Below are 12,022 nucleotides of genomic sequence, written 5' to 3'. Positions count from 1 at the left end.
TGCAGGAGCGCGCCATGCGCGCGATCGCGCCCCTGCATTTCTAATAAGCGGCCCGCTCCTACAGGGATGCTCGCCGCCAACTGTTTTTCGTAGGAGCGAGCTTGCTCGCGAACCCGCCCAGCTCTGGAGCCGCCGGAAAATCCGTTCGCGAGCAAGCTCGCTCCTACACATCCTGCAAATGCATCACGTCATCCCTTCCAACCGACCTCGCGCAGCGCGGCCAGCAGGCGCTCCCCACTCAACGCCGGCACCAGCACGCCGTCATCGGTGCGCATGTCCTTGCCGGCCAGCAGCACGTTGACGATGGCTTCTTCCACTGCCTCGGCGGCGGCGGAGAACAGCGGCGAGATGTGGTCGTTGTTGAGCATTTCCAGCGCCGTGGCGAAAGGCAGGTCCTTGCGCCCATAGTCTGCCGGCGGCAGGTCGCGGTTGCCGGTGGCGAAGGCCAGGAAGATGTCGCCGCTGGAGTCGTCGGTGCCGCCCCCCGTGCGGGCGATCCCCAGCGAAGCACGCTGCGCCAGGCGCTGGCACTGGTGCGGCAACAGCGGCGCGTCAGTGGCGAGGATCACCACGATGGAGCCCATGCCCGGCGTGCCCTGCTCGGCGAAGGGTGACGGCAGGTCACCCAGCTGGCGGCCGACCGGGTAACCATCCACCCGCAACTCGCGACGCTGGCCATGGTTGGCCTGTACCAGCGCGCCCACGGTCCAGCCGCCCTGCTCCATCGGCAGCTTGCGCGAGGAGGTGCCAATGCCGCCCTTGAACTCGTGGCAGATCATCCCCGTGCCGCCGCCCACCGGCCCCTCCCGCACCGGACCGGATTCAGCTGCGGCCAGCGCCTCGCGCACCTGTTCGGCGCCGATGTGCTGGCCCCAGATGTCGTTGAGCAGCCCGTCGTAGGTTTCCATCACCACCGGCATGCACCAGTAGATGGACGGGTCCGCCAGTTCGGCATGTTCGGCGGCGATCAGCGCATCGCGCACCGTGCCCACGCTGTGGGTGTTGGTGATGGCGATGGGCGTGGTCAGCAGCCCAGCCTCGCGAATCCACTCAAGTCCGGTGGCGTCGCCGTTGCCATTGAGCACGTGGCAGCCGGCGAAGCAGGGTTGCTGGCGCGCTGCGCCGTCACGGGGTTGCACTACCGTGACGCCGGTGCGCACGGCCTTGCCGTCATGCTCGCCGATCAGGGTGTTGTGGCCGACGCGGATGCCGGGAACATCGGTGATGGCGTTGAACTCGCCGGGAGTGCCCAGGCCGAGGGTGATGCCGAGTTGACGAGCGCGCATGCTGTCTCCTTGGAGGGGTATCAGAGCTTCTGGAAGGCCGGACTGAGCTTGCCGTAGGTGCTGTAGAGAATCACCGACACGGCCAGTATCCCGACAATGATCATGACGTCCCGCGAAGAGGCGTCCAGTAGCAGGTTGAGCAACAGGTAGCCGGCGCCGACCACCGCCAGCATCGCCGGCAGCGGCCACAGCGGCATGCGGTAAGGGTGTTCACGGTCGCGGCGCAGTACGCGGCTGAACAGCGCGCAGAGCGCCACCACCAGGTAGACCATCACCAGCAGCAGTACGGTGAAGGAGGTCAGCTCCTCCAGGTTCGAGCTGAAGCTCAGCCCCGCCGAGGGCACGCCGAGGAACAGCGTGGCGATCCACGGCGATTCCCAGCGCGGGTGGATGCGGGTGAAGGCGCGGTTCATCAATGGCGTCCACAGCTCGTCGCGGCCGCTGCTGAAGATCACCCGACCGACCTGGATGACGATGGCGACGATGGCGTTGAACACCGAGAGGAAGATGCCGGCGCTGACCAGCCGCGACAGCGTTGCATTGCCGTGGGCGGTGAGCAGGTAGCCGACCGGATCGGGGCTGGCGATCATCTCCTGCAGAGAAGGCGCGCCCAGCAGCAGCGCGGTCAGCGGGACGATCTCGATCGCCACCACCAGTACCAGCGACCAGATCACCGCGCGGTGCACGTTACGCCCGCCGCACTTCATGTCCTCGGCCAGCAGCACTGCGCCGCCGAAGCCGTTGTAGGAGAACAGCGCGGTGCCCACGGCGCCGATCACCAGCGCCCAGGGCGCGGCGGCCAGTATCCCGCCGTCGATGTGCTGTGGCTGCACCAGCACGCTCACCGGCTGGCTGACGTGGCCGAAGCCGAGCACCACGATCACCAGCAGCGCCGCCACTTCGCAGAGCAGGAACACGCCGGTGATCCAGGCGTTCACGCGGATGTTGAGGATGCCCAGCACGTAGCTGGCGGCGACTATCACCAGGGCGACGGTCTGGGTGTCGAAGCTCGTCCCCAGGGCGTTGTTCAGGTAGGTCGCCGCGCCCGTCGCCAGTACCGGCGGGATGAACAGCAGCGAGACCAGCACGGTAAGGAAGGTGGCGTAGCCGGCGAGACCACCGAACACGCGCTTGGCGTAGACATACTCGCCGCCAGCGGAGCTGTGCGCGCGGCCGAGTTCGGCATAGCACCAGGCGAACATCAGGGCCAGGAAGCCGGCGAAGACGAAGGCCAGGAAGGCGCCGCTGCCGGCCTGCTGGATGGCGAAGGGAGCGATGACGAAAACGGAGCTGGCGGGGGTGACCGCCGAGACGGTGATCGCGACTACGTCGAGCACGCCCAGGCTGGGCTTGAGCGCGCTCGCTGGCGCAGGGGAAGCGCTCATATCGTTGTTTCCTCGTGTTGTTATTGGTGGCTGAGGCAGGAACGAAAACCTTGTTGCGCCCTCTTGCTCGGGGCGTCAGGTGGCGCTGAGTCTGTGCGTGGCAGGCAAAGCGGCCAATCACCATTTGGGGTTACGCCCCCTTGACGGCGAACCGGTAAAAGGAGGAAACCGTGGGCCGAACCCACGCCGCCTCTTTCGGAGAAACGCCGCCGATGCACACCCTGTTCCGCGAGGTCGGCATGCACGCCAACCTCGGCCGCGCCATCGAGCAGATCGGCCAGCCGCGCTTCTGGAAGCAACTGGTCCTGCTGCTGCACCAGTGGTTGCCGTTCGACAACGCCCTGGCGATGTTCTACCCGGCCAGCGGCACCCCGGTGGCGCTGGAGGAGTACGACGCCGAGCCCACCGCCGGCCCGGCCGCCATGGCCATCTACCTCGACGGCCTGTTCCAGCTCGACCCGTTCTACCAGGCCTGCCGCGAGGGCGTGCCCAGCGGGCTGTACCGGCTGGAGGAAATTTCCCCGGACCAGTTCCGCCAGAGCGAGTACTTTCTCAGCTACTTCCACGACAACGTGCTGGAGGACGAGGTGCAGTTCATCCTCCAGCTTCCCGGCCAGGGCGCGCTGTCGCTGTCACTGGGTATGCGTCGGCTGTTCGATGGCGAGCAGACCGGTCTGCTGGCGATGCTCTGCCCCTGGGTGCTGGCACTGATGCAGCAGCACTGGCAACAGCGCAGCCAGCGCCTGCTGCCGGGCACAACCGACGGTGTGGCGGTGCAGGTGCGCGACGCCCTGAGCCACTTCGGTGCCGGCGTGCTTTCCGAGCGTGAGCTGGAGATCGCCCGGCTGATCCTGCGGGGTTACTCCTCCAAGGCCATGGCCGAGCGCCTGGCGATCTCGCCGGAGACCATCAAGGTCCACCGCCGCCACCTGTACAACAAGCTCGATATCTCCTCGCAGCCGGAGCTGTTCTCGCTGTTCCTGCAGTCGCTGGGGCACGACCCGCAGAATCCCTGAGCGTCGCTTCAGGCCAGAGCAGCCGCCATCCGCGCGGCTGATGCCAAGCCATTCGCGCCCACCGGGACACCCCGCTGGCGCTGCACGGACACTACCGCGTGCCCGTCAGGCTTCTAGACTGGACCCGTGCCATCCAGACACGCCACGACAATCACAAGAGAGCACAGCCTGATGAACGCACGCGCCAACTTCACCCACATGGAAGACGGCAGCGCCGAGGACTGGGCGATCATCGCCAAGGACTTCGGCCAGTACGCCGCGCTTCTGCCCGACCGGATCATGACCCACCTGCGCCTGCTCGACGGCGACTTCGGCGGCTTCCCGGTGGACCGCCTGACCCACTCGCTGCAGACCGCCACCCTGGCCCACCGCGACGGTCGCGACGAGGAGTACGTGGTCTGCGCCCTGCTCCACGATATCGGCGACACGCTCGGTTCGTTCAACCACGCCGACATCGCCGCGGCCATCCTCAAGCCGTTCGTCAGCGAGGCCAACCTGTGGATGATCGAGAAGCACGCGATCTTCCAGGGTTACTACTTCTTCCATCACCTGGGCCTGGACCGGCACCTGCGCGAGCAGTTCAAGGACCACCCGCAGTTCGAGCAGACCATCGAATTCTGCGCGCGCTACGACGCCGCCGCCTTCGATCCGGACGGCGAAGTGCTGCCCCTGGAGTTCTTCGAACCCATGCTGCGCCGGGTCTTCGCCCAGCCCCGCCGTTCGATCTACCAGAAGCCCGACGGCACGATGGCCTGAGGGTCCCGTGGTGACCGGCGGTCCGCGACGAAGAGTGGCGAACCGCCGCTGGCCCGGGGGCTGCGCATGGAATAAGATTCCTCCCAAAATCAGACGCGCAATTGGCCACGAGCCTACGCGCACCAGGGAAGTTTCTTGCGCATGAAGCCTAACGTTCTTGAGCGTTCCAGCAGTCCGCTCACCCCCGCCCCTCTGCGCGAATACCATTCCCGCGTGCTGGCGTATATCGCCGTCGCCGCGACCATCACCGCCGGCACCTTCGCCAGGTACTTCGGCTACGAGATCCTCTGGATGATCCCGTACGCCCTGCTCTACCCGCACCTCGCCCAGCAGGTCAGCCGCCGCTTCAAGCGCGACAACCCGCAGCGCACCCGCCTGGTACTGCTGTTCATCGACGCCCTGCACGCCGGCATCGCCACCACGCTGCTGGGCTTCTCCGAAGTGCCCAGCCTGATGCTGGTGCTGATCCTCGCCTTCTCCGCGCTGATCATCGGCGGCCTGCGTTCCCTGGGCCTGGCACTGCTGGTGGCGCTGAGCGCCGCGGTCCTCAGCGCCGCGCTGATCGCCCCGGCCTACAAGGGCCAGACGCCGAGCATCGTCGCGCTGGTCAGCGTGCTGTTCTCCACCCTGTACATCTGCATCACCGCCTTCTTCGTGCACCAGCAGGGCCTGCGCCTGGCCCAGGCCCGCTCGGACATCACCCTGGAGCAGGAAAAGGCCGCGCGCCTGGCCAGCAACCTGGCCAAGTACCTGTCGCCGCAGGTGTGGGAATCGATCTTCAGCGGCAAGCGCACGGTGCGCCTGGAGACCCAGCGCAAGAAGCTCACGGTGTTCTTCTCCGACATCAAGGGCTTCACCGAGCTGTCCGAAGAGCTCGAAGCCGAAGCCCTTACCGACATGCTCAACAACTACCTCAACGAGATGTCGAAGATCGCCCTGAAGTACGGCGGCACCATCGACAAGTTCGTCGGCGACTGCGTGATGGTGTTCTTCGGCGACCCGGCCACCCAGGGCGCGAAGAAAGACGCCGTGGCCGCCGTGTCCATGGCCGTGGCCATGCGCAAGCACATGAAGGTCATGCGCCAGCAGTGGCGCGCCCAGGGCATCACCAAGCCGCTGGAAGTGCGCATGGGCCTGAACACCGGCTACTGCACCGTGGGCAACTTCGGCGCCGACACGCGCATGGACTACACCATCATCGGCCGCGAAGTGAACCTCGCCAGCCGCCTGGAAAGCGCCGCCGAAGCCGGCGAGATCCTCATCAGCCACGAGACCTACTCGCTGGTCAAGGACGTGCTGATGTGCCGCGACAAGGGCCAGATCGCCGTGAAGGGCTTCAGCAAGCCGGTGCAGATCTACCAGGTGGTCGACTTCCGCCGCGACCTGGGCTCCAACCCCAGCTTCGTCGAGCACGAGGTGCCGGGGTTCTCCATGTACCTGGACACCAACAACGTGCAGAACTACGACAAGGAACGAGTCATCCAGGCGCTGCAGCAGGCGGCGGAGAAGCTCAAGGACAAGATCATTCTTTGATCGTCCCGATTTCCTCGCCGGCAGCTCGAATTCGCAGAATTGTTCGCTCTTCGCTGACACCTCCCCTATCGCGGACGGAGACCGCTCCTGCGCTCACCGGGTGCCATCTGCCGTCCGGCAAGGCTGACGCCTTGCGTCGCGGGCATGGCTCGCTCCTACACCACACCGGATAGCCCCGCGCCAGCCCCCCTGCAGGAGCGGGCCATGCCCGCGATCCGTCGCCTGGCGACGGCCATCCCAACCACAACTGCTGGGCCATGCGCGCCGCCGTGGCCTGGCTTGCGAACCCGCCCCACTCCGCAATTGCCGGGAAAGGCTTCGCGAGCAAGAGCTGGCGCCCCCTCGCTCCTACGAAGAGCCGCCGTCTTTCACCCGCCCATAAAAAAGCCCGCTCAATCGAGCGGGCTGGAAAGGCTCCGGCGCTTCACGTTCACCGGGCCGAATTGCTCGTTGAGGAACTCGTCAGGAGGGCTGAAGCTCCGCGGAGTTGCCCGGGCCGGCGGCCAGTTCGGTGGACAGGGTCTTCTCGTCCAGCTGCTTGCACCACTTGGCGACCACGATGGTGGCCACGCCGTTGCCGACCAGGTTGGTCAGGGCGCGGGCCTCGGACATGAAGCGGTCGATACCCAGGATCAGCGCCAGGCCGGCAACCGGCAGGTGGCCGACGGCGGACAGGGTGGCGGCCAGCACGATGAAGCCCGAACCGGTGACGCCGGCAGCGCCCTTGGAGGCGATCAGCAGCACGACCAGCAGGGTCAGCTGGTGGGTGATGTCCATCGGGGTATCGGTGGCCTGGGCGATGAACACCGCGGCCATGGTCAGGTAGATCGAGGTGCCGTCCAGGTTGAACGAGTAGCCGGTGGGGATCACCAGGCCGACGACGCTCTTGTCGGCGCCCAGCTTCTCCATCTTGGCGATCATGCGCGGCAGGGCCGATTCGGAGGACGAGGTGCCCAGCACGATCAGCAGTTCTTCGCGGATGTAGGAGATGAAGCGCAGGATGCTGAAGCCGTGGGCGCGGGCGATGCCACCCAGCACGATCAGCACGAACAGCAGGCAGGTGATGTAGAAGCACAGCATCAGCTGGCCCAGCTGCACCAGCGAGCCGAGGCCATAGGCGCCGATGGTGAAGGCCATGGCACCGAAGGCACCGATGGGAGCGACCTTCATGATCACGTTGATGATGTTGAACATCACGTGGGTGATGCGATCGATGAACTCGAACACCGGCTTGCCGTAGTCACCCAGGCGGTGCAGCGCGTAGCCGAACAGCACGGAGAAGAACAGCACCTGGAGGATGTCACCGTTGGCGAAGGCACCGACCACGGTGCTGGGGATGACGTTCATGAAGAAGTCGATGGTGCTCTGCTTCTCGCCCGAAGCGATGAAGCCGGTGAGCGCCGCGTTCTTGTTCATTTCGGCGGTCAGCGTGGCGACGTCGGCGTGCATGCCGGCACCCGGCTGGACGACGTTGACCACGACCAGGCCGATGATCAGCGCGACGGTGGAAACGATTTCGAAGTACAGCAGCGCCATACCGCCCGTCTTGCCCACGGCCTTCATGCTCTGCATGCCGGCGATGCCGGTAACCACGGTGCAGAAGATGATCGGCGCGATGGCCATCTTGATCAGTTTGACGAAGCCATCGCCCAGCGGCTTCATCAGTTTGGCGGTGTCGGGGTAGAAGTGGCCGAGTGCGATACCGATGGCGATGGCGATCAGTACCTGCACGTACAGGCTTTTGTAGAAGGGTTGCTTGGTCATGGCAGCTCTGTCCTCACGGGCGAGTGCTCCCTGGGAGGAAACACAAGACCGAACGCGTTATCTCCCTGCAATGGGAGAATTTGTTTTCAGGGCATGCCAGAAGGCAGGCCTTGATCGCATATGGCAAGTGCTGTGCCAGACCTTTAAAAAATATGTAATCCCTTTAAATTCAATAGCTTCCGTAAAAAGTCGCGGCACGGAAGGCCTCAGAAATGGCGGAAACCCGCCTCCGTACTGGCGGGTTTCCCGCCCTCTGGCGGGTATCCGCCACGGCCTTCGTACCGTAGATTGTAGAACTCCGATCAGGTTCGATCGGGTTAACCGCGCGGCTGTTGGACGTGCGGCCAGAACAACAAGGACCGCTCATGCGTGAACGCACCATTGCCAGCCATTTCGTCCGCGCCGCCGTCCACGGGGCTCAGCGCAAGGGGCTGGATGTCCAAGTCCTGCTGCGTGACGCCGGTATCGCCCCGGCCATCCTCGACGAGCCCCGCGCACGCATCGATCCGTCGCAGTTCACCTGCCTGATGCAACGCCTGTGGGAAGTCCTCGACGACGAGTACATGGGCTTCGGCGCCATGCCCAGCAAGCGCGGCACCTTCGCCATGATGTGCAACGCGATCATCCACTGCCGCACGCTGGAAAAGGCTCTGGGACGCGGCGCGCTGTTCTACGGACTGTTTCCCGAGGCGCCACGGATCGAGCTGGTGCGCGACGGCGACCGCGCCCGCCTGACCCTGGATGAAACGCACCTGCGCGACCCGGACCACTTCCTCGCCGAGAGCCTGCTGCTCATCTGGCACCGCCTGGCCAGCTGGCTGATCGGCCAGCGCATCCGCCTGGAGGAAGCTACCTTCAGCTACCCGGCGCCCGAGCATCAGGCCGAGTACGACCTGCTGTTCCCCTGCCCTCGCCGCTTTTCAGCCGGCAGCACCAGCCTGCTCCTGCAGGCGCGCTACCTGGACATGCCGCTGCTGCAGGACGAGCGCACGCTCAAGCACTTCCTCAAGGACTCGCCCGCCGACCTGCTCGCGCGCCCCGATGGCGGCGACAGCCTGACCAGCCAGATCCGCCGCCTGCTCGGCCGCGACTGCCGCAGCTGGCCGGACCTGGAACAGGTCGCCACGCAACTGCACATGAGCCCGCAGACCCTGCGCCGCCACCTGCGCGAGGAAGGGCCGAACTTCCAGGAGCTGAAGGACCAGCTGCGCCGCGACCTGGCGATCTACTACCTGGGCCGCGCCGAACTCTCGATCCAGGACATCGCCGACCAGCTCGGTTTCTCCGAGCCTTCGGCGTTCCACCGGGCGTTCAAGAAATGGACGGGGCTGACGCCGGGGGCCTACCGGGCGCAGCAGGGGGAATAGCTCGGTTTCAACCTGTAGGAGCGCCGGCGCCCAGGCCGTAGGGCGCATAACCCGGAACGGGTTATCCGCCGATTGCTCTCACGGCGGATAACGCTGGCGCGTTATGCGCCCTACGACCTAGAACGAAACTCCGGTGCGTGGGCGTTCGCGAGCAAGCTCGCGAACCCGAACCGGCTCCCGATCACCCCGGCAGGCGAATGCGGAAACACGCCCCGCCCAGCGCGGAATCCTCCAGCGCCAGCTCGCCGTCGTAGCTGTCGATGATGTCCTTCACCACCGCCGTGCCGATGCCCTGGCCGGGGTGCTGGGTGTCCAGGCGCTCGCCGCGCTTGAGGATACGTTCGCGCTGGCTGGCCGGCACGCCGGGGCCGTCGTCCTCGATGATCAGCTCGAACAGCCGGCCGTTCTTGCGTGCGCTGACCTTTACCGTGGTCAGGCACAGGCGGTAGGCGTTCTCCAGCAGGTTGCCGAGCATCTCCAGCAGGGCGCCCTTCTCCAGCGGCAGGGAAAAGCCCGGCGGAATCTCCCGCTCCAGCTTCACACGCTTGTCGCGGTAGACCTTGTCCAGCGCACCGCCGATGGTGTCCAGCAATGGGTCGAGTGCCGCGCGGTGGCGGATCAGACCGCTCTTGCGCATCGTTGCGCGCTGCAACTGGTAGCCGATCTGCTGGCTCATGCGCTCGATCTGGGTCTGCAGCACCTGCACCTGCTCGCGGTTCTTCGGCTCGTCGGCGAGGGTTTCGCTGACGCCCTGCAGCACCGCCAGCGGCGTCTTCAGGCTGTGGGCAAGGTCGCCCAGGGAGTTGCGATAGCGCTCGCGCTGGGCTCGCTCGCTTTCCAGCAGGCGGTTCACCGAGTCGGTCAGGCGCAGCATCTCGGCGGGGTGATCGTCACTCAGGCGCTCGCGGTCGCCGGTCTCGATCTGGTCCAGTTCCGAACGCAGGCCGCGCATGGAGCGGAAGCCCCAGCCGAGGCCGAGCCACAACAGGCCCAGCAACAGCAGCAGCGCACCACCCAGCCAGAGGTAGAGCTGGTCGCGGAAACCGCTGACCAGCTCGCGGAACTCGCTTTCCGGCTGCATGGTGACGATGCTGTAGGCCGCACGCTTGCCACCGAGCAGGTCGATCTCCACGTCGTAGACGAAGAACTCCTGGCCGGTGGCGTCGCGGATGCGGGTGAACTCGTCGATCAGGCCGTCATACTTGGGCGAGTAACTGACGCTCTCGTCCTGGGCCGAGGTGGAGCGCCACACCAGCCTGCCGGACTGGTCGTAGATGAAGCCCAGCAACTTGGACTCGGGGAGGTTGAAGTCCTCCACCGGCAGGTGCTCGGGCATGCTCAGGACATTGCCCTCGATGCGCGCCGAGGACACCAGGGTCGCCACGTCCGCCGCCAGGCGCTGCTGGATGGCGTTCTCCAGGGCGATGCTGAACGCACGCTGGAGAGCCGGCAGCAGCGCCGCCATGAACAGCACGGCGAGAATCGCCGCACCGATCATCAGCCGCAGCCGTAGCGAGCGGATCATTTACACAGCTCGTTGAAGATATAGCCCTGGCCGCGCACGGTATCGATCGGCTTGAAGCCCGCGGCACTCTCCAGCTTGCGGCGCAGGCGGCCGACCAGCACTTCGATGACGTTCGGATCGCGCTCGTCGTCGTCCGGGTAGAGCTGCTCGATCAGGCGCTCCTTGGCCACCACCTGCTGGTGATGGCGCATGAGGTATTCAAGGATGCGGTACTCGAAGGCCGTCAGCTGCAGCGACTCGCCGTTGACCAGCGCCTGCTTGCGGTTGGTGTCCAGCACCAGCGGGCCGGCCTCGATGCTCGACTGGGCGAAGCCGCTGGAACGGCGCAGCAGCGCGTTCAGCCGGGCCTCCAGCTCTTCGAACTGGAAGGGCTTGACCACGTAGTCGTCGGCGCCGGCGGCCAGGCCTTCGACCTTGTCCTGCCAGTTGCCGCGAGCGGTGAGGATGAGAATGGGGAAGGTCTTGCCCTGGCTGCGGAATTCGCGGATCAGGTCCAGGCCGCTCATGCCCGGTAACCCGAGGTCGATCATCGCCAGGTCGTGATGGTATTCGCTGGCGCGGTACAGCGCCTCTTCGGCATTGGCGACGGCATCGACCACATGGCCTTGCTCGCCGAGCCGGGTATACAGGTGATGGCGCAACAGCGCCTCGTCTTCCACCACCAGCAGTTTCATGCGCGTGCTCCCTGAGTCAGGCAACCGGGCCACGCGGGGCCCGGTTGCGGTACCGGTCAGAACTTGTAGTTGGCACCCAGGTAGAACTGGGAGCTGCTGTGCAGGTCAAGGGATCCCACCTTGCCGCCGCCGTGCGGGCTCATCTCGGTACTCGCGTTGGTACGCAGGTAACGGTAGCCGCCTTCTACGGATGCGTTCTTGCCGAGTTCCTGGAGGATACCGGCTTGGGCGCCGATGGCGTAACCCACATCGCTGTCGCGGCTGTAGCCCTTGGAGTCCTGCTCCAGCTTGACCAGGCCGGCGGTGCCGCCGCCGAACAGCTTGGTGCCCTGGTCGCCCAGCGGCAGGAAGGCGTCGTAGCTGCCGAGCAGGTTCTGCTGGCGCAGCTTCAGGCCATTCTCGGTGTCGGAGACGTTTTCATAGGTGACGTAGTAGCGACCCTGCTCCATCTGCTGGCCGGCGCGTACGCCCCAGGTGCCGCTGTTGTTGATCACGCTGTCGAATTTCGGGTTGCCGAGGTTGCGGTTCAGCGCGTCGGACTTCTGGATGTTGTTGCTGGTTTCACCCCAGGTCATACCGACGAAAGTGTCGGCGGCATTGGCTGCGGTAGCGGCGACACTGGCACCGAGAATGGCGGTGGCGAGGGCGATTTTCTTCATGGCTTTCATGGGGATTCTCCCGTCAAGGATGTCTGTAATGTGTTGACGGGGAGTAGG

General features: G+C 65.6%; 10 protein-coding genes. 4 read left to right on the top strand and 6 right to left on the bottom strand.

Annotated features, from left to right (window positions below; translation table 11 throughout):
• Positions 1-188 precede the first annotated feature (188 nt).
• Both IB261_RS09200 and IB261_RS09195 read right to left on the bottom strand, forming a co-directional pair.
• On the bottom strand, positions 189-1,286 hold the full coding sequence (locus IB261_RS09200; RefSeq protein WP_192382073.1) for a DmpA family aminopeptidase: 1,098 nt from the start codon (positions 1,284-1,286) through the stop codon (positions 189-191).
• A gap of 20 nt (positions 1,287-1,306) precedes the next feature.
• The gene (locus IB261_RS09195) at positions 1,307-2,671 is read right to left on the bottom strand and encodes an APC family permease (protein ID WP_192382070.1); all 1,365 of its coding nucleotides are present in this window, start codon (positions 2,669-2,671) and stop codon (positions 1,307-1,309) included.
• 212 nt (positions 2,672-2,883) lie between these two features.
• On the opposite strand from IB261_RS09195, the gene IB261_RS09190 reads away from it, so the two are divergent.
• The 3 genes from IB261_RS09190 to IB261_RS09180 all read left to right on the top strand — a co-directional run bounded on the left by IB261_RS09190 (position 2,884) and on the right by IB261_RS09180 (position 5,976).
• Complete coding sequence (locus IB261_RS09190; RefSeq protein ID WP_081518081.1) at positions 2,884-3,687, top strand: helix-turn-helix transcriptional regulator; 804 nt, start codon at positions 2,884-2,886, stop codon at positions 3,685-3,687.
• Between the two features lie 171 nt (positions 3,688-3,858).
• Positions 3,859-4,443, top strand: a complete 585-nt coding sequence (locus IB261_RS09185; RefSeq protein WP_081518080.1) for an HD domain-containing protein — start codon at positions 3,859-3,861, stop codon at positions 4,441-4,443.
• A 141-nt stretch (positions 4,444-4,584) separates the two neighbouring features.
• Positions 4,585-5,976 (top strand): adenylate/guanylate cyclase domain-containing protein, encoded by a 1,392-nt coding sequence (locus tag IB261_RS09180; protein WP_081518079.1) that lies wholly within the window; start codon positions 4,585-4,587, stop codon positions 5,974-5,976.
• A 462-nt stretch (positions 5,977-6,438) separates the two neighbouring features.
• On the opposite strand, the gene IB261_RS09175 is transcribed toward IB261_RS09180, so the two are convergent.
• On the bottom strand, positions 6,439-7,740 hold the full coding sequence (locus IB261_RS09175) for a dicarboxylate/amino acid:cation symporter (RefSeq protein ID WP_081518078.1): 1,302 nt from the start codon (positions 7,738-7,740) through the stop codon (positions 6,439-6,441).
• Between the two features lie 365 nt (positions 7,741-8,105).
• Here IB261_RS09175 and IB261_RS09170 point away from each other — a divergent pair, with 365 nt between their 5' ends.
• Positions 8,106-9,107, top strand: coding sequence for an AraC family transcriptional regulator (locus IB261_RS09170; RefSeq protein WP_192382068.1), 1,002 nt, complete (start codon positions 8,106-8,108; stop codon positions 9,105-9,107).
• A 181-nt stretch (positions 9,108-9,288) separates the two neighbouring features.
• Here IB261_RS09170 and IB261_RS09165 read toward each other — a convergent pair whose 3' ends face one another.
• The 3 genes from IB261_RS09165 to IB261_RS09155 are packed head-to-tail and all read right to left on the bottom strand — an operon-like array spanning position 9,289 to position 11,974.
• Complete coding sequence (locus IB261_RS09165) at positions 9,289-10,632, bottom strand: ATP-binding protein (protein ID WP_192225009.1); 1,344 nt, start codon at positions 10,630-10,632, stop codon at positions 9,289-9,291.
• Positions 10,629-11,306 carry a response regulator gene (locus tag IB261_RS09160; RefSeq protein ID WP_151186432.1) on the bottom strand — a complete coding sequence of 226 codons (678 nt, stop codon included), beginning with the start codon at positions 11,304-11,306 and terminating at the stop codon, positions 10,629-10,631. Before IB261_RS09160 ends, IB261_RS09165 begins: the two co-directional genes overlap by 4 nt.
• 56 nt (positions 11,307-11,362) lie before the next feature.
• The gene (locus tag IB261_RS09155) at positions 11,363-11,974 is read right to left on the bottom strand and encodes an outer membrane beta-barrel protein (protein WP_192225008.1); all 612 of its coding nucleotides are present in this window, start codon (positions 11,972-11,974) and stop codon (positions 11,363-11,365) included.
• Positions 11,975-12,022: the final 48 nt, after the last annotated feature.

The sequence above is a fragment of the Pseudomonas sp. PDM20 genome (genome assembly GCF_014852575.3).
Classification (GTDB): Bacteria; Pseudomonadota; Gammaproteobacteria; order Pseudomonadales; family Pseudomonadaceae; genus Pseudomonas.
Note: the sequence above shows the minus strand (reverse complement) of the source record. Positions and strands in the feature narration are given on the sequence as shown.

Bases quoted from the DNA above. Each gene is read 5' to 3' on its own strand.
- IB261_RS09200 (WP_192382073.1), bottom strand. From the start codon at position 1,286: ATGCGCGCTCGTCAACTCGGCATCACCCTCGGCCTGGGCACTCCCGGC.
- IB261_RS09195 (WP_192382070.1), bottom strand. From the start codon at position 2,671: ATGAGCGCTTCCCCTGCGCCAGCGAGCGCGCTCAAGCCCAGCCTGGGC.
- IB261_RS09190 (WP_081518081.1), top strand. From the start codon at position 2,884: ATGCACACCCTGTTCCGCGAGGTCGGCATGCACGCCAACCTCGGCCGC.
- IB261_RS09185 (WP_081518080.1), top strand. From the start codon at position 3,859: ATGAACGCACGCGCCAACTTCACCCACATGGAAGACGGCAGCGCCGAG.
- IB261_RS09180 (WP_081518079.1), top strand. From the start codon at position 4,585: ATGAAGCCTAACGTTCTTGAGCGTTCCAGCAGTCCGCTCACCCCCGCC.
- IB261_RS09175 (WP_081518078.1), bottom strand. From the start codon at position 7,740: ATGACCAAGCAACCCTTCTACAAAAGCCTGTACGTGCAGGTACTGATC.
- IB261_RS09170 (WP_192382068.1), top strand. From the start codon at position 8,106: ATGCGTGAACGCACCATTGCCAGCCATTTCGTCCGCGCCGCCGTCCAC.
- IB261_RS09165 (WP_192225009.1), bottom strand. From the start codon at position 10,632: ATGATCCGCTCGCTACGGCTGCGGCTGATGATCGGTGCGGCGATTCTC.
- IB261_RS09160 (WP_151186432.1), bottom strand. From the start codon at position 11,306: ATGAAACTGCTGGTGGTGGAAGACGAGGCGCTGTTGCGCCATCACCTG.
- IB261_RS09155 (WP_192225008.1), bottom strand. From the start codon at position 11,974: ATGAAAGCCATGAAGAAAATCGCCCTCGCCACCGCCATTCTCGGTGCC.